Genomic DNA, 15,259 nt, shown 5'->3' with positions numbered 1-15,259 from the left:
GGACGAGCGGCCGTTGATCCCGGGGCCGGTTCGGTACAGCTCGTCACACCCATTGCGGGACGGTCCCTGCAGGCGCATACTCACTTTAATTCAACAACAGTTGAAATGAGGTGGGTGCGATGTCGGAGCGCACGACGTGCTGCGTGGTCGGTGGCGGCCCGGCCGGGATGATGCTGGGGCTGCTGCTGGCCCGAGCCGGGGTCGAGGTGACCGTGCTGGAGAAGCACGGCGACTTCCTGCGGGACTTCCGCGGGGACACAGTGCACCCCACCACCCTGGACCTGCTCGACGACCTGGGGCTGGGCGAGCGGTTCGCCGCGCTGCCGCAGAGCCGGGTCGACGAGGTCGTGATCCCGGACGAGCGGGGCGGTGCGCAGCGGATCGGGAACATGTCCCTGCTGCGCCGGGTCAGGGTGCGTCACCCCTATGTCGCGCTCGTGCCGCAGTGGGACCTGCTGAACCTGCTCGCCGATGTCGCCGCCGACGAGCCCACCTTCCACCTGCGGCTCGACACCCGGGCCACGTCGCTGGTCCGGGAGAACGGTCGGGTCGTCGGCGTCCGGTACGCGACGACGACCGCGCCCGGCGAGGAGACCACCGGCGAGATCCGGGCCGACCTCACCGTCGCCTGCGACGGCAGGCACTCGGTCCTGCGTGCCGGGTCCGGCCTGCCCGTGACCGAGTACGACGTCCCGTTCGACACCTGGTGGTTCCGGCTGCCGCGGCACCCCGAGGAGCAGCGGGCCACCCTGCGCCCGCGGATCGGGAAGGGGCGCTTCGCGGTGGTGATCCCGCGCGAGGGCTACTACCAGATCGGCTACCTCGCCCCCAAGGGCGCCGACGCGCGGCTGCGCGCCGCGGGCGTCGAGGCGTTCCGGGCCGACATCGCCGACCTGATGCCGGAGTACGCCGACCGGGTCGACGAGATCGCGTCGATGGACGAGGTGAAGCACCTCGACGTGAAGCTCAACCGGCTGCGCCGCTGGCACGTCGACGGCCTGCTCTGCATCGGCGACGCCGCGCACGCGATGTCCCCCATCGGCGGCGTCGGGATCAACCTCGCGATCCAGGACGCGGTCGCCGCCGCGACCCTGCTCGCCGCCCCGCTGCAGCGGGGCACCCTCACCGAGCGGGACCTCGGCCGGGTCCGCAACCGCAGGCTGCTCCCGACGGTGCTGGTCCAGGGCCTGCAGCGGATCATGCACCGCAACATCGCCGGCCCGGCGCTGGCGGGACGGCTCGACGGGCCCCCCGCTCCGCTGCTGCGGCTGATGCGCGCGGTCCCGGCTGCCCAGATCGTGCCCGCCTACCTGGTGGGCGTGGGCTTCCGGCCGGAGCGGGCCCCGGACTTCGCCCGTCGCGAGCCCGTCCCGGCCGGCTGAGCCGCGGCTAGGCTCGCCGGGTGCTGCCCCTGGACGCCCTCGACGTCGACCTGCTCGCCGCGCTGCGCGACCGGCCGCGGGCCGGGGTGCTGGAGCTCTCGCGCACCCTGCGGGTCGCCCGCGGGACGGTGCAGGCGCGACTGGACCGGCTGGAGCGTGCCGGGGTCGTCACCGGGTACGGCCCGGACGTCGACCTCCCGGCGGCCGGGTACGGCGTGCAGGCGTTCGTGACGCTGGAGATCGCGCAGGGCGAGCTGGGCGACGTCGCCGCCGAGCTCGCCGCGCTGCCCGCGGTCACCGAGGCGTACGCGACGACCGGCTCGTCGGACGTGATGTGCCGGCTGGCGGCGTCGTCGCACGAGGACCTGCAGGACACCCTGCTCGCGCTCGGCCGCTCACCGCTGGTGGCCCGCTCCACCAGCGTGGTGGTGCTGTCCACCCTGGTCGCGCCGCGCTGGCGGCCGCTGCTGGAGCGCGACCACCGCGAGGGCCCGAGCCGGGCGCCCGCCTACCGGGACTGACCGGACCCGTGGCTCGACGGTGCCGGCGCCCCGCGACGGCCGGGTCAGCCGAGGTGGTGCGCCGCCCGGTGCGCGCCGAGCACGTCCAGGCCGAAGTCCGTCGACGGGTCGCGCCACACCGAGTGCGCGTGGTTGGCGTCGCGCTGGGTGTTGTCCCACTCGATGAGCAGGCGCGGACCCTGCACCCGGTAGTAGTTCGGGGCGCCGTCCTCCAGCGGCCCCGCCCAGGCGAGGTGCACGGCGTCGAGCTCGGCGTCGTCGTCGTAGCGGGAGATCGGCTGCAGCGGCTCGGCGACCCGCTTCAGGTAGGTGCCCAGCAACGCGCGCAGCATCTCGCGGCCCCCGGCGTCCAGGTCGGACGCCGGCACGCCGGCCGGGGTGCGCGACAGCGCGACGGTTTCCTTCTGCGCGTCGGTGAACGCGGCCCGCTCCTCGATGGCCTCGCTCATGTCGTCGAGCTTGCGCTGCTGCTCGGGGTCGGCGAAGGACCCGGTGCGCCAGATCCCCGCCAGCGGGATCCAGTTGTCGCCCTCCTGCGGCTCGGTGCGGTTCGCGGCGACGAGGTCCGGCGGGGCCTTGTCCAGCAGCACCGCACGCCCGCGCAGCTCGGCGGGCAGCGAGCGGACGAGGTCACGGGCGAGGTCCTCGACCCGTCCGAGCGGGCGGAGCACGGCGTCGCCGAGCAGCTCGGAGGTCGCGGGATCGGCGCCCAGGAAGCACGGGGTCGAGGCGACCACGACACCGTCCACGACGAGGAAGTTGACCGACACGTGGTGCCCGCCGAAGCGCCAGCCCCAGGTGCCGGTGTCCCCCGGCTCGCCGAAGACGCGCAGGTGGTACATCTGCGGGTCCCGGCCGCGGGTCCGGTCGAACAGGGTCACGAAGCCCTCGGTGTGGTCGAGGACGTTCTCCAGCCCCATCACGGTCGCGACGGTGACGTAGGCGGCCCGGGACAGCCCGGACGCGACCAGCTTCATCGCGGCGCGCTGCTGCGGCGGGAGCTGGTCGTGGAAGGTGAGCCCGCCGTGGTCGGTGGGGGTGTAGAACCACCGGCGGCGCTCGGCGTCGGCGTCACCGTCACCGGTCGGGGAGTGCCCGACGGCGACCTCCCGCTGCGCCGGATCGAGGGTGTCCAGCCAGGCCGACGCGGCCCCGGCCATCGCGTCCGCCGTCTCCCGGGTGTCCGCCGCACCGATCATCCTGCCGACGGTAGCGACTGCGGGCAGACTCAGCGGGGCGGGATGCGCCATACTCGTTGTGCACAATCAATCGAGCCGGAGGCAACGATGCCCACTCCCACCGACGACAACCGCGACCTGCTCACCGTGATCGCCCGGATGCGGGCGAAGCCGGGCAAAGAGGAGGAGCTGAAGGCGGAGCTCGAGAAGCTGATCGAGCCGACGTCGCAGGAGGACGGCTACGTCAACTACGACCTCCACCAGGGCTGGGACGACCCCGCGGTGTTCTTCTTCTACGAGAACTGGGAGTCCGAGGCGAAGCTCGACGCGCACCTGCAGACCCCGCACCTGGTGCACTTCGTCGGGATCATGGGTGACCTGCTCGACGGCGAGCTCGTGATCCAGAAGCTGCGCCGCATCGCCTGAGCTCAGCGCTGCCGGTACCCGGCCGCCAGCTCCGCGAAGGCGGCCGGGTCCACCAGCGAGGTCGTGTCGCCGGGCTCCCGCCCGGCGGTCACGTCGAGCAGCAGCCGTCGCATGATCTTGCCCGAGCGGGTCTTCGGCAGCTCCGCGACGAGCACGACCTCACGGGGCCGGGCGACCGGCCCCATCTCGCGCGCCACGTGTGCCCGCAGCTGGTCGGCGAGGCCCTCGGTCGGGCCGTCGGTGACCGTCACGAACGCGACGACGGCCTGCCCGGTCGTCGCGTCCGGTGCCCCGACCACGCCCGCCTCGGCGACCCGCGGGTGCGACACCAGCGCCGACTCCAGCTCGATCGAGCCGAGCCGGTGCCCGGACACGTTCATGACGTCGTCGATCCGGCCCTGCAGCGTCACGTACCCGTGCTCGTCGACGACGGCGCCGTCGCCCGCCTTGTACCAGCCCTGCTCGGCGTAGTCGGCGAAGTACGACGCGCGGAACCGCTCCGGGTCGCCCCACACGGTCCGTGCCATCGACGGCCACGGCCGGTCGATCACGAGGATGCCGCCCTCGCCGGGGTCGCAGGTCCGCCCGTCGCGGTCGACGACCCGCACCGACAGGCCCGGTAGCGGCCGGGTCGCCGAGCCCGGGACCAGCGGCGTCACCCCGGGCAGCGGCGCGCAGATCGCCGCGCCGGTCTCGGACTGCCACCAGGTGTCGACGATCGGGCAGCGGCCGCCGCCGATCTCGGTGTGGAACCAGCGCCACGCCTCGGGGTTGATCGCCTCACCGACCGTGCCGAGCAGCCGCAGCGACGACAGGTCGTGTGCCGCGGGCACCTGCGGGCCCCACTTCATGTACGACCGGACCAGGGTGGGCGCGGTGTAGTACACGGTGACGCCGTACCGGGCGATGATCTCGAAGTGCCGGCCCGGCTCGGGGGTGTCCGGGGTGCCCTCGTAGATCACCCGCGTGACGCCGTTGGACAGCGGCCCGTAGACCTCGTAGGTGTGCGCGGTCACCCAGGCGAGGTCGGCGGTGCACCAGTAGACGTCGTCGGGCTTGTGGTCGAAGCAGGCCCACGCCGTCCACGACGCCTGGGTGAGGTAGCCGCCCATGGTGTGCAGCAGGCCCTTGGGCGTCCCGGTGGTGCCGGAGGTGTAGACGAGCATGAGCGGGCTCTCGGCGGGGTGCGCCTGCGCCTCGTGGACCTCGGGCGCGGTGTCGACGACGTCGTGCCACCACACGTCGCGGCCGGGGGTCCAGTCGACCTCCGAGCCGGTCCGCCGGATGACCAGCACGTGCTCCAGCGAGTCCACACCGGACGCGGCCTCGTCGGCGTTGACCTTGACCGGGACGGCCTTTCCGCGCCGGTACTGGCCGTCGGTGGTGACGAGCAGCTTCGCCGACCCGTCGGTGAGCCGGAACCGCAGTGCCGAGGCGGAGAACCCGCCGAAGACCAGCGAGTGGACCGCCCCGATCCGGGCGCAGGCCAGCATCACGACGACGGTCTCGACCAGCACCGGCAGGTACACGACGACGACGTCGCCGCGCCCCACCCCGAGCGCGGTGAGCGCATGCGCGCAGCGGGCGACCTCGCGCTGCAGGTCGGCGTAGGTGACGGTGCGCCGGTCCCCCGGCTCGCCCTCCCAGTGCAGGGCGACCTTCTCCCCGGCACCGGCCTCGACGTGCCGGTCGACGCAGTTGCGCGCGACGTTCAGCGTGCCGTCGGCGAACCAGGTGACCTCGGGCCAGCGGCTGCCGTCGTAGCCCTGCGCGGGGGCGCGGTCCCACTCCAGGCGCCGGGCCTGCGCGCACCAGAACGCCTCCGGGTCGGCGGCGGCCTCGTCGTAGGCCGCAGCGGTGACGTTGGCGTGCGCGGCGAGCTCGGGCGGGGGCGGGTACATGCCCCGATCCTCGCCGCCCGATCCCCTGCGGCACAGGCCGTCGTGAGGGGACTCACCGGTGGGCGAAGGCCCGGTGGTGGTCGTCGAGCAGGTCCACGCCGAAGTCGTTCTCCGGGTCACGCCACACCGAGTGGGCGTGGTCCGCGCCGTCCTGGGTGTTGTCCCACTCCAGCAGCAGCCGCGGCCCCTGCAGCCGGTGGTAGTGCGGCTCCCCCGCCTCCGGCGACCCCGCCCAGGCCAGGTGCACCTCGTCGAGGGCGGCGTCGTCGTCGTAGCGGCCGGCGGGTGAGACCCCGGCCGGTGCCCGGTCCAGGTAGGCCGAGAGCAGGCGGCGCAGCAGGTCGCGGCCGCGGTCGTCGAGCGCGCTCGCCGGGACACCGCGCGGCGCGCCGGTGAGCGCGACGGCCTCGGTGCCCTCGACCGGGTCCACCGGCCCGGGCGGGCTCTCCCGCCGGATCGCCGAGGTCGGCAGCGGCCGGTCGCCCGGCGCGACCAGCGGCCGGTTCGCCGTCACCAGGTCCGGCGGCGCCCCGGCGGACAGGACCGCGACCCCGGCGAGCTCGGGCGGGAGCCCGCGGACGATCTCCCGGGCCAGGTCCTCGGTCGGCCCGAGCGGGCGCGCGACACCCCCGCCGAGCAGTGGCGTCGTCGCCGGGTTCGCGCCGAGGAAGCACGGCGTGGCCGCGGCCACCCGCCCGTCGACGACGAGTGCGTTCACCGACACGTGGTGCCCGCCGAAGCGCCAGCCCCAGGTGGGCGCGCCCGGGTCACCGAAGACCCGCAGGTGGTAGAGCGCCGGGTCCCGGAACCGCTCCCGGTGCGGCCGGGTGGGCCAGTCCTGCGCCCGGTCCAGGACGTTCTCCAGCCCCATGACCGTCGCCACGGTGGCGTAGCCGGCCTCGGACAGCCCCGAGGCGACCAGCCGCATCGCGCGCTGCTGCTGGACCGGGGTCTGCGCGTGCAGCGTCAGCCCGCCGTGGTCGGTGGGGGTGTAGAACCAGCGACGACGCTCGGCGTCGGACCCGGCGTCGCCGGACGGGCCGTCGCCGCGGGCGGTCGCGAGCCGGTCGTCGTCCAGGGTGTCCAGCCAGGCCGCGGCCGCGTCCGCCATCGCCGCGGCGACCGTCTCGCTCGTCGTCACACCGGCCACGCTAGTCCGCCGGGCGGGTCAGTCCGCCGCGTCGCGGACGAGCAGCGCGATCTGCACCCGGTTGTCCAGGCCCAGCTCGCGCAGCAGCCGGGACACGTAGGACTTCACCGTCGCCACCGACATGTGCAGCTCGGCGGCGATGTCGGCGTTGGAGCCGCCGCGGGCGACGGCCTCGGCGACGTCGCGCTCGCGGTCGGCGAGCCGGTCGAGCCGGGCCCGGGCGGCGCGCCGGCGGTCGACCGGCCCGGCGCCGTCGCCGCGGACGATGCCGATCAGCCGCCGGGTGATCGCCGGGGACAGCACGGCGTCGCCGTCGGCGGCGGCGCGGACGGCCTCGACGATCCCCTCGGGCGCGGCGTCCTTGAGCAGGAACCCGCTCGCCCCGGCGCGCAGCGCCCGCACGACGTGCTCGTCGGCGTCGAACGTGGTCAGCACGACGACGGTCGGGGCGTCGGGCCGCGAGGTCACCTCCCGGGTCGCGGCGACGCCGTCGACGCGGCGCATCCGCAGGTCCATCAGCACCACGTGCGGCCGCCCCGCGGCGACGGCGGCGGGCACCTCGTCACCGTCACCGGCGTCGCCGACCACCTGGATGCGCCGTACCGGTCCGGTAGCGTCGCCGGGCAGCGCGTGCCCGTCGAGCATCACCCGCAGCCCGGAGCGGACGAGCGGGTCGTCGTCGACGAGCAGCACCCGGATCGCGGCCGCGGTCATCCCGTCTCCTCCCGCCACGGCAGCACCGCGCGCAGCAGGTGCCCCGACGGCGTCGGGCCGTGGGTCAGCGTCCCGCCGGCGAGGGTCTCGACCCGCTCGCGCAGCCCGACCAGGCCGGTCCCGGCACCCTCGGGCGTCGGACCGGCCGCGGACGGCCCGGAGGTGACGGTGACGGTGAGGTCCCGGCCGGGCCGCCCGTCGAGGGCGACCTCGACCCGGGCCCCGGGTGCGTGCCGGGCGGCGTTGGTCAGACCCTCGCGCACCACCCGGTGCACGACGCCGGCCAGCGGGCGCCCCGGCGGGGACACCGTCAGCAGCGCCGTCGACCGGAGGCGGACGTCCGCGCCGACCGCGCGGGCCTCGGCGACGAGCTCCTCGACCGCACCGAGGTCGTCGACCTCGTCGGGTACGTCGCCGGTGGGCTCGTGCAGCACCTGGACGATCGTGCGCAGGTCCTCCATCGCACGGTGGGTGGTGTCGCGCAGCACCCGCGCGGTCTCGCGGACGGTGCGGGCGGGCAGGTCCCCGCGCAGCGCCAGCGCCCCGGCGTGCACCGACAGCAACGACAGCCGGTGCCCGAGCCGGTCGTGCATCTCCCCGGCGATCCGGCGCCGCTCGTCGGCGCGGGCCTGCTCCTCGCGCACCACGCGCTCGGCCTCGGCGCGGGCGAGCCGCTCGCGCAGGTCGTCGACCATCGCGCGGCGGATCCCGGTCAGCAGGCCCGCGGTCACCGAGATGGCCTGGAACGCGACGGCCCCGCCGAGCAGCACGAGCACCGTCGGCCCGTCGGGGACGTTGCGGTACAGCGTGACCGCGGCGGTCCCGACCGCCAGGGCCAGCACCGGCAGCGTCTCGACCGCGCGGCGCCGGGTCGCGATCACGAACACCCCGACCAGCGGCAGGTAGGTGGCGACGGGCGAGACGAGCGGGCCGAGTACGGCCAGCACCGCGAACACCCGCGGCGCCCGGTAGCGCACCGCGATCGAACCGATCATCGCGAGCCCGACGACGAGCAGCGTCCACTGCAGCACCCCGGCGGTGGCGTGGGTCTCGGCGACGGTGAGCCCGGCGGCGAGCACCGCGACCACCAGCACGGCGGAGATCACGGCGGGGCGGACCGGCACACGTCGACCATAGGGGGCGGACCGGCGCCGTCCAGCAGGTTTCCGCTCGAACGGGACGGCCACCGGTCCCCTCCCGTCTCCCGACCCCCCGGGATCGACCGTCAGCCTGCCGGGCGGCGCGACGGTGGCGCACCCGTCGAAGGTCGTGCGCACCGCGACCGAAGTCGCCGGGCCGCGTCACCCGGAATGAGTACGATTCGGACATGCCGGAACCGCACAGCCACCGCGAGAGCGGGCAGCACGTCATCGAGCACGCGCTCGACCTCCTCGAGGCGGCCGACAAGGCGCAGGACTACCCCCAGGCGACCGACGGCCACACCGCCGCCACCGCCTACGCGGTGAGCGCGCTCTACCAGGAGATGCGCCACGGCGACGACCAGCTCGCGGTGCTGATCTCCGCGGTGCAGGAACAGACCGCGGTGCTGCGCGAGATCCGGGACGCGTTGGGGAACGGGGCACGCACCGGGGGCTGATCCCGGACGGCCCGATCCGTTCGCGAGCTGGCCCGCGGGCCACTCCCGGTCCGGCCGGGCCCGGCCGAGCATCGGGGCATGTCCTCTCCGACCTTCCCCTGTGCCGCCGTCGTCGTCGCGGTCGGCGCGCTGCTCGTCATCGTGAACGTCCCGCCGACCGCCGCGCTGGTCGTCGGTGCGGTGGCCGTCGCCGTCGCAATCGGGGCGGCCCGGCTCGTGGGGCCGCTCGCGCTGACCGTGCCGCCGCGGACGGTCGCGGTGCGGGCCGCCGCGGTCGCCGTCGCGCTCCTCGGCGGGCCGCTCGTCGCCGCGGCCGCCCTGGGACCCGGCGCGGTGCCGCTGGTCGCCGCGGTCGTCGCCGCGGCGCTGCTCGCCGCACCCCTGCTCGTCCGGCGGGCTCAGCCGCCGCGGAAGGTCCGCCGGTAGTGCAGCGGGGGCACGCCGAGCTCGCGGCACACGTGGCGGCGCAGCGCCGTCGCCGTGCCGAACCCGACCTCGTCGGCGATCCGGCCGACCGGGAGGTCGGTCGTCTCGAGCAGCTCCCGGGCCCGCTCGACGCGCCGGCGCAGCAGCCACCCGAGCGGGCTCTGCCCGGTCTCCTCCCGGAACCGGCGGGTCAGTGTCCGCACGCCGACGTGCAGCGATGCGGCCAGCTCGGCCAGCGTCCAGGGCCGGGCCAGGTCGGCGAGCATCCGCTCGCGGGCCGCGGCGGTGCCGGTGCCGGGTCCGTCGTCCGCGACCGGCCGGGCGATGTACTGCGCCTGGCCGCCCTCCCGGTAGGGCGGGACCACGGTCCGGCGGGCGACGTCGTTGGCGACGGCGGCGCCGAAATCGCGCCGGACCAGGTAGAGGCACAGGTCGATGCCCGACGCCTCGCCGGCCGCGGTGAGCACCTCGCCCTCGTCGACGTAAAGCACCGCGGGGTCCAGGTCGACCCGCGGGAACCGGCACCGGAACGCCTCCGCGGACAGCCAGTGCGTGGTGGCGCGACGACCGTCGAGCAGCCCGGCCTCCGCCAGCGGGAACGCGGCCGTGCAGATCGACGCCAGCCGGGTGCCGGGACGCAGCGACGCGAGGGCCGTGCCGAGACCGGGGTCGGCGACGACCGACGGCTCGTGGTCGTCCTGCGTCGCGAGCACGACCACGGTGTCGGCCCGGGCCAGCAGCTCCGGCCCGTGCTCGACCACGACACGGAAGTCCGCGTCGGTCGGCACCGTCCCGGGGTGCAGCGCGCAGGTGCGCACCCGGTAGAGCGGATCCCCGTCGGCCGACCGGGCACCGCCGAGGATCTGGTGCACCAGGCCGAGCTCCATCGGCCGCACCCCGGGGCGGACCAGCACCGCGACCTCGTGCCGCGGGGTGTCCTCAGGCGCCGACATAGGCCGCCAGGTGCTCGCCCGTCAGCGTCGACCGGTCCGCGACGAGCTCGGCGGGCGTCCCCTCGAAGACGACCGCGCCGCCGTCGTGCCCGGCACCGGGGCCCAGGTCGATGATCCGGTCGGCGTGGGCCATCACGGCCTGGTGGTGCTCGATGACGATCACCGAGCGGCCGCCGTCGACGATCCGGTCGAGCAGCGCGAGGAGCTGCTCGACGTCGGCCAGGTGCAGCCCGGTCGTCGGCTCGTCGAGGACGAACGTCCCGCCGGACTCCCCCAGGTGCACCGCCAGCTTGAGCCGCTGGCGCTCGCCGCCGGACAGGGTGGTCAGCGGCTGGCCCAGGGTGAGGTAGCCCAGCCCGACGTCGGCGAGGCGCTCCAGGATCCTGTGCGCCGCCGGGGTGCGGGCCTCGCCCGCACCGAAGAACTTCTCCGCCTCGGCCACCGGCATGGCGAGGACCTCGCTGATGTCGCGCCCGCCGAAGGTGTAGCCGAGCACCGAGGCGTCGAAGCGGCGGCCGTCGCAGACGTCGCAGGTGGTGGCGACGCCGGCCATCATCGCCAGGTCGGTGTAGACGACGCCGGCGCCGTTGCAGTTCGGGCAGGCGCCCTCGCTGTTGGCGCTGAACAGGGCCGGCTTGACGCCGTTGGCCTTGGCGAAGGCCTTGCGGATCGGTTCGAGCAGCCCGGTGTAGGTGGCGGGGTTGCTGCGCCGCGACCCCTTGATCGCCCCCTGGTCGACGACGACCACGCCGTCGCGTCCGGCGATCGAGCCGTGGATCAGCGAGCTCTTGCCCGACCCGGCGACCCCGGTGACGACGGTGAGCACCCCGAGCGGGACGTCGACGTCGACTCCGCGCAGGTTGTGCCGGTCCGCCCCGCGGATCTCCAGGTACCCGCTCGGGGTCCGCACCGACGGCTTGAGCGACGCCCGGTACTCCAGGTGCCGGCCGGTCAGCGTGCCCGAGGCCCGCAGCCCGTCGAGGTCGCCGGTGTAGACGACGTGCCCGCCGTCGGCGCCCGCCCGCGGCCCCAGGTCGACGACGTGGTCGGCGATCGCGATCGTCTCCGGCTTGTGCTCGACGACGAGCACGGTGTTGCCCTTGTCGCGCAGGCGCAGCAGCAGGTCGTTCATGCGGGCGATGTCGTGCGGGTGCAGGCCGATGGTCGGCTCGTCGAAGACGTAGGTGACGTCGGTCAGCGACGACCCCAGATGCTTGATCATCTTGGTGCGCTGGGCCTCGCCGCCGGACAGCGACCCGGACGGCCGGTCCAGCGACAGGTAGCCGAGCCCGATCTCGACGAACGAGTCGAGTGTGTGGCGCAGCGAGCCGAGCAAGGGCGCGACCGCGGGCTCGTCGAGCTGCCGGACCCAGTCGGCGAGGTCGGAGATCTGCATCGCGCAGGCGTCGGCGATGGAGATGCCCCGGACCTTCGAGGAGCGGGCGAGCTCGGACAGCCGCGTCCCGTCGCAGTCCGGGCAGCGCTGGAACACGATGGCCCGGTCGACGAACGCCCGGATGTGCGGCTGCATCGCCTCGCGCTCCTTGGCCAGGAACGACTTCTGGATCCGCGGGATCAGCCCCTCGAAGGTGACGTTGATGCCGTCGACCTTGATCCGGGTGGGCTCCTTGTGGAGCAGTGCGTTCAGCTGGGGCTTCGTGAAGCTGCTGATCGGCTTGTCGCCGGGGAAGAAGCCGGAGTTGGCGAAGATCCGGCCGTACCAGCCGTCGACGGAGTAGTTCGGGATCGTCAGGGCGCCCTCGACGATCGACTTCGACTCGTCGTACAGGGCCGTGAGGTCGAAGTCGGACACCGAGCCGCGGCCCTCGCACCGCGGGCAGGCACCGCCGACGATCTCGAACTCGCGACGCTCCTTGACCTGCCGGCCGTTCTTGCGGACGGTCACCGCGCCGGAGCCGCTGATCGTCGCGACGTTGAACGAGAACGCCTTCGCCGGGCCGGCGTAGGGCTTCCCGAGCCGGCTGAACAGGATCCGCAGCAGCGCCCCGACGTCGGTGGCGGTGCCGACGGTGGAGCGCACGTCCCCGCCCATGCGCTCCTGGTCGACGATGATCGCGGTGGTGAGGCCGTCGAGGACGTCGACGTCGGGGCGGCCGAGGTTCGGCATGAAGCCCTGGACGAACGCGCTGTAGGTCTCGTTGATCATCCGCTGGGACTCGGCGGCGATCGTCGAGAACACCAGGGAGCTCTTGCCCGAGCCGGACACCCCGGTGAACACCGTGAGCCGCCGCTTGGGCAGCTCGACGGAGATGTCGCGCAGGTTGTTCTCGCGCGCTCCGTGCACGCGGATGAGGTCGTGGCTGTCGGCTGCGTGCATGGTGGATCCCCCGTCCGGCCCGTCTCAGGGCCGCTGCTGGATGCGGACCATCGTGCCCGCGGGGTCGCGGAAGGCACAGTCGCGCACCCCGTAAGGCTGGTCGACCGGTTCCTGGACGACCTCGGCCCCGCTCGCCTGGAGCCTGTCGAACGCGGCGTCGAGGTCGTTACTGGCGAGCAGCACGGCGGTGTAGGTGCCCTTGGCCATCATCTCGGTGATGGTGCGGCGCTCGTCGTCGGTGACGCCGGGGTCCACCGCGGGCGGGGCGAGGACGATCGAGACGTCGGGCTGCCCGGGCGGACCGACGGTGAGCCAGCGCATGGTGCCCTGGCCGACGTCGAGGCGGACCTCGAAGCCCAGGCCGTCGCGGTAGAAGGCGAGGGAGGCCTCGGGGTCGGTGTGCGGGAGGAATCCGGCGTGGATGGTGATGGCGGGTTCGGTCATGACGCTCACGCTAGGGAGGTCGCGGGTCCCGGTGCTTCTCGATTCCTGACCGGTCGGGTGACCTGTTTGGCGACGCACGCCGGGAGCCCCGGTGTGCCGTCCCGGGCGGCGCGCTTGTACGCCGACGGCGGCATCCCGACGAGCTCGGTGAAGCGGGTGCTGAACGTGCCGAGCGAGGAGCAGCCGACGGCGAAGCAGACCTCGGTGACGGTGAGGTCGCCGCGTCGCAGCAGCGCCATCGCACGTTCGATCCGCCGGGTCATGAGGTAGCTGTAGGGCGACTCGCCGTAGGCCCTGCGGAACGCCCGCGACAGGTGCCCGGCCGACACGTGCTCGGCGCGGGCGAGCTCGGCGACGTCGAGCGGACGCGCGTACTCGCGGTCGATCCGGTCCCGGACCCGGCGGAGCCGGACGAGCTCGCGCAGGTGCCCGTCGTCGCGGTCGCTCACCCGAGGAACTCCCGCAGCAGCGCCGCCACCTCGGCCGGGCGTTCCAGGTAGACCATGTGGCCCGCGTCGACGGGGGCGACGGTCAGGTCCGCGCCGAGCGCGGCGCGGCAGGCGGCGAGCCAGTCGTCGGAGACGTAGTCGGCCCGGCCGGCGGGGACGACCAGCGTCGGCAGACCCGCCGGTGGGACGACCGCCGGGCGCGCCATCTCCGCCCACGCGGCCACCAGGGACGCCTGGCTCAGGCGCCAGCGCCAGGCGCCGTCGCGCTGTTCGAGGTGCTCGTCCACCTCGGCGTCGACGAGCGCGCCGGGGACGTCGGCCCAGCTCCCGGCCTTGGCCGCGCGTGCGGCGTCGCGGGTCGGGAACGTGACGTCGGCGCGGGTGTCCTCGGCCGCGTCGAGCATGTCCTGCGGGTCCAGCCCGAGTGCGGGGTCGAGCAGCGCGAGCCGGTCGACGCGGTCGGGAGCGGTGCGCGCGAGGTGCGTGGCGACGGCGCCGCCGAAGGAGTGCCCGACGACGGCGGCGCGCCCGACGCCCTCGGCGTCCAGCACCTCCACCAGGTCGGCGACGTGGCGTTCCAGGTTCCACGGCGGCGCCCACGGCGACCGCCCGTGCCCGCGGACGTCGACGGCGATCCAGCGCAGCCGGGGCAGCGCCGCGAACAGCGGCCGCCAGCGCAGACCGTGGCCGGTCACGCCGTGGACCGCGAGGACCGGCGGCCCGGCGGGGTCGCCGGCGTGGTGCACGTACAGGGACATGCACCCATTCTGCACGTTTGCCGGTTCGGCAAGGGAACTTGCCGTTACGTGCGGTCGCTCGTCAGGCTGGGGACATGGACACAGCACAGCGCCACGACGTCGTCGTGATCGGTGGCGGCCCGGCCGGACTCAACGGGGCCATGATGCTCGCCCGCTCCCTGCGGTCGGTGGTCGTCGTCGACTCCGGCTCGCCCCGCAACGCCCCGGCCGCCGCCGCGCACGGCCTGTTCGCCCGCGACGGCGTCGCCCCGGCCGAGCTGCTCGCGACCGGCCGCGGGGAGGTCTGCCGCTACGGCGGCACGCTCGTCGACGGCGAGGTCGTCGGCGCCCGCCGCACCGGGGACGGCTTCACCGTGACCCTCGCCGACGGCGCCACCCTCGACGCCCGGCGACTGCTCGTCACGACCGGACTGGTCGACGTGCTGCCCGACGTGCCGGGACTCGCGCAGGGGTGGGGCGCCGACGTCGTCCACTGCCCCTACTGCCACGGCTACGAGGTGCGCGACCGCCCGATCGCGGTGCTCGGGACCTCCCCCGGCTCCGCGCACCAGGCGCTGCTGTTCCGGCAGCTCAGCGCGGACGTGGTCTACGTGTCGCACTCGACGGGACCGACCACGGAGCAGCGGGAACGCTTCGACGCGCTCGGCATCGCCGTCGTCGACGGGCCGGTGAGCGAGGTCGTGCGGTCCGGCGGCGCGATCACCGGGCTGGTCACGCCGACCGGCGTGCTGGCGCGCGAGGTCGTCGCGGTGGCGCCCCGGATGGAGGCCCGCGCCGGCTTCCTCGCCGAGCTGGGCCTGGTCCCGGCCGAGCACCCGAGCGGGATGGGGCAGCACCTCGTCGCCGACGCGACGGGCCGCAGCACGGTCGAGGGCGTGTGGGTCGCGGGCAACATCACCGACCTGAGCGCGCAGGTGGGGGCCGCGGCGGCCGCGGGGGCGTTCGCGGGGGCCGCGATCAACGCCGACCTCGTCGAGGCCGGGGCGCTCGCCGCGCTGCGGGAGGTGGCACGCCTCTAACCT

Annotated in this window: 16 protein-coding genes; 6 read left to right on the top strand and 10 right to left on the bottom strand. The window is 74.7% G+C overall.

Translation table 11 applies throughout. The features are described 5' to 3' along the window. The first annotated feature begins 119 nt into the window (after positions 1-119). The gene (locus tag AC0GKK_RS25790) at positions 120-1,382 is read left to right on the top strand and encodes an FAD-dependent oxidoreductase (RefSeq protein WP_489882767.1); all 1,263 of its coding nucleotides are present in this window, start codon (positions 120-122) and stop codon (positions 1,380-1,382) included. Positions 1,383-1,402: 20 nt separating this feature from the next. Continuing rightward, positions 1,403-1,903 carry an Lrp/AsnC family transcriptional regulator gene (locus AC0GKK_RS25785; protein ID WP_179762481.1) on the top strand — a complete coding sequence of 167 codons (501 nt, stop codon included), beginning with the start codon at positions 1,403-1,405 and terminating at the stop codon, positions 1,901-1,903. A gap of 44 nt (positions 1,904-1,947) precedes the next feature. Here the strand turns inward: AC0GKK_RS25785 and AC0GKK_RS25780 are convergent, their stop codons facing one another. Next, positions 1,948-3,102: a DUF3500 domain-containing protein gene (locus AC0GKK_RS25780; RefSeq protein ID WP_489882766.1), complete on the bottom strand. Its 1,155-nt coding sequence runs from the start codon at positions 3,100-3,102 to the stop codon at positions 1,948-1,950. An 87-nt stretch (positions 3,103-3,189) separates the two neighbouring features. Here AC0GKK_RS25780 and AC0GKK_RS25775 point away from each other — a divergent pair, with 87 nt between their 5' ends. After that, on the top strand, positions 3,190-3,507 hold the full coding sequence (locus AC0GKK_RS25775) for a putative quinol monooxygenase (RefSeq protein ID WP_224402185.1): 318 nt from the start codon (positions 3,190-3,192) through the stop codon (positions 3,505-3,507). Positions 3,508-3,509: 2 nt separating this feature from the next. Here AC0GKK_RS25775 and acs read toward each other — a convergent pair whose 3' ends face one another. The 4 genes from acs to AC0GKK_RS25755 are packed head-to-tail and all read right to left on the bottom strand — an operon-like array spanning position 3,510 to position 8,396. Then, entirely contained in the window at positions 3,510-5,408 is a 1,899-nt protein-coding gene (acs, locus tag AC0GKK_RS25770; RefSeq protein ID WP_489882765.1) for an acetate--CoA ligase, read from the bottom strand. Positions 5,409-5,460: 52 nt separating this feature from the next. Then, positions 5,461-6,549, bottom strand: coding sequence for a DUF3500 domain-containing protein (locus AC0GKK_RS25765; RefSeq protein WP_489882764.1), 1,089 nt, complete (start codon positions 6,547-6,549; stop codon positions 5,461-5,463). Positions 6,550-6,576: 27 nt separating this feature from the next. Then, the gene (locus AC0GKK_RS25760) at positions 6,577-7,272 is read right to left on the bottom strand and encodes a response regulator (protein WP_489882763.1); all 696 of its coding nucleotides are present in this window, start codon (positions 7,270-7,272) and stop codon (positions 6,577-6,579) included. Further along, on the bottom strand, positions 7,269-8,396 hold the full coding sequence (locus AC0GKK_RS25755) for a sensor histidine kinase (protein WP_405416598.1): 1,128 nt from the start codon (positions 8,394-8,396) through the stop codon (positions 7,269-7,271). The genes AC0GKK_RS25760 and AC0GKK_RS25755 overlap by 4 nt, the downstream gene beginning before the upstream one ends. A 203-nt stretch (positions 8,397-8,599) precedes the next feature. Here AC0GKK_RS25755 and AC0GKK_RS25750 point away from each other — a divergent pair, with 203 nt between their 5' ends. Then, positions 8,600-8,869, top strand: a complete 270-nt coding sequence (locus tag AC0GKK_RS25750; RefSeq protein ID WP_073574478.1) for a hypothetical protein — start codon at positions 8,600-8,602, stop codon at positions 8,867-8,869. A gap of 78 nt (positions 8,870-8,947) precedes the next feature. Continuing rightward, positions 8,948-9,295, top strand: coding sequence for a hypothetical protein (locus AC0GKK_RS25745; RefSeq protein ID WP_489882762.1), 348 nt, complete (start codon positions 8,948-8,950; stop codon positions 9,293-9,295). Here AC0GKK_RS25745 and AC0GKK_RS25740 read toward each other — a convergent pair. Genes AC0GKK_RS25740 through AC0GKK_RS25720 form a run of 5 tightly spaced genes read right to left on the bottom strand, consistent with a single transcriptional unit; the run spans position 9,268 to position 14,237 of the window. Further along, positions 9,268-10,248: a GlxA family transcriptional regulator gene (locus AC0GKK_RS25740; RefSeq protein ID WP_489882761.1), complete on the bottom strand. Its 981-nt coding sequence runs from the start codon at positions 10,246-10,248 to the stop codon at positions 9,268-9,270. The genes AC0GKK_RS25745 and AC0GKK_RS25740 overlap by 28 nt on opposite strands. Next, complete coding sequence (locus tag AC0GKK_RS25735) at positions 10,235-12,586, bottom strand: ATP-binding cassette domain-containing protein (protein WP_224402182.1); 2,352 nt, start codon at positions 12,584-12,586, stop codon at positions 10,235-10,237. The genes AC0GKK_RS25740 and AC0GKK_RS25735 overlap by 14 nt, the downstream gene beginning before the upstream one ends. Positions 12,587-12,610: 24 nt before the next feature. Continuing rightward, positions 12,611-13,030, bottom strand: a complete 420-nt coding sequence (locus tag AC0GKK_RS25730; protein WP_208820032.1) for a VOC family protein — start codon at positions 13,028-13,030, stop codon at positions 12,611-12,613. Between the two features lie 5 nt (positions 13,031-13,035). Continuing rightward, positions 13,036-13,479, bottom strand: coding sequence for a helix-turn-helix transcriptional regulator (locus AC0GKK_RS25725; RefSeq protein ID WP_073574476.1), 444 nt, complete (start codon positions 13,477-13,479; stop codon positions 13,036-13,038). Continuing rightward, a complete protein-coding gene (locus AC0GKK_RS25720; protein WP_208820030.1) occupies positions 13,476-14,237 on the bottom strand; it encodes an alpha/beta hydrolase in 762 nt (253 codons plus the stop codon). Before AC0GKK_RS25720 ends, AC0GKK_RS25725 begins: the two co-directional genes overlap by 4 nt. Positions 14,238-14,311: 74 nt before the next feature. Between AC0GKK_RS25720 and AC0GKK_RS25715 the strand changes: the two genes are divergently transcribed. Next, complete coding sequence (locus tag AC0GKK_RS25715; protein WP_489882760.1) at positions 14,312-15,256, top strand: NAD(P)/FAD-dependent oxidoreductase; 945 nt, start codon at positions 14,312-14,314, stop codon at positions 15,254-15,256. Positions 15,257-15,259 lie beyond the last annotated feature (3 nt).

The sequence above is a fragment of the Pseudonocardia sp. P-1 genome, from assembly GCF_058111925.1.
Note: the sequence above shows the minus strand (reverse complement) of the source record. Positions and strands in the feature narration are given on the sequence as shown.

Bases quoted from the DNA above. Each gene is read 5' to 3' on its own strand.
- AC0GKK_RS25775 (WP_224402185.1), top strand. From the start codon at position 3,190: ATGCCCACTCCCACCGACGACAACCGCGACCTGCTCACCGTGATCGCC.
- AC0GKK_RS25740 (WP_489882761.1), bottom strand. From the start codon at position 10,248: ATGTCGGCGCCTGAGGACACCCCGCGGCACGAGGTCGCGGTGCTGGTC.
- AC0GKK_RS25790 (WP_489882767.1), top strand. From the start codon at position 120: ATGTCGGAGCGCACGACGTGCTGCGTGGTCGGTGGCGGCCCGGCCGGG.
- AC0GKK_RS25735 (WP_224402182.1), bottom strand. From the start codon at position 12,586: ATGCACGCAGCCGACAGCCACGACCTCATCCGCGTGCACGGAGCGCGC.
- AC0GKK_RS25750 (WP_073574478.1), top strand. From the start codon at position 8,600: ATGCCGGAACCGCACAGCCACCGCGAGAGCGGGCAGCACGTCATCGAG.
- AC0GKK_RS25780 (WP_489882766.1), bottom strand. From the start codon at position 3,102: ATGATCGGTGCGGCGGACACCCGGGAGACGGCGGACGCGATGGCCGGG.
- AC0GKK_RS25720 (WP_208820030.1), bottom strand. From the start codon at position 14,237: ATGTCCCTGTACGTGCACCACGCCGGCGACCCCGCCGGGCCGCCGGTC.
- AC0GKK_RS25745 (WP_489882762.1), top strand. From the start codon at position 8,948: ATGTCCTCTCCGACCTTCCCCTGTGCCGCCGTCGTCGTCGCGGTCGGC.
- acs (WP_489882765.1), bottom strand. From the start codon at position 5,408: ATGTACCCGCCCCCGCCCGAGCTCGCCGCGCACGCCAACGTCACCGCT.
- AC0GKK_RS25760 (WP_489882763.1), bottom strand. From the start codon at position 7,272: ATGACCGCGGCCGCGATCCGGGTGCTGCTCGTCGACGACGACCCGCTC.
- AC0GKK_RS25730 (WP_208820032.1), bottom strand. From the start codon at position 13,030: ATGACCGAACCCGCCATCACCATCCACGCCGGATTCCTCCCGCACACC.
- AC0GKK_RS25715 (WP_489882760.1), top strand. From the start codon at position 14,312: ATGGACACAGCACAGCGCCACGACGTCGTCGTGATCGGTGGCGGCCCG.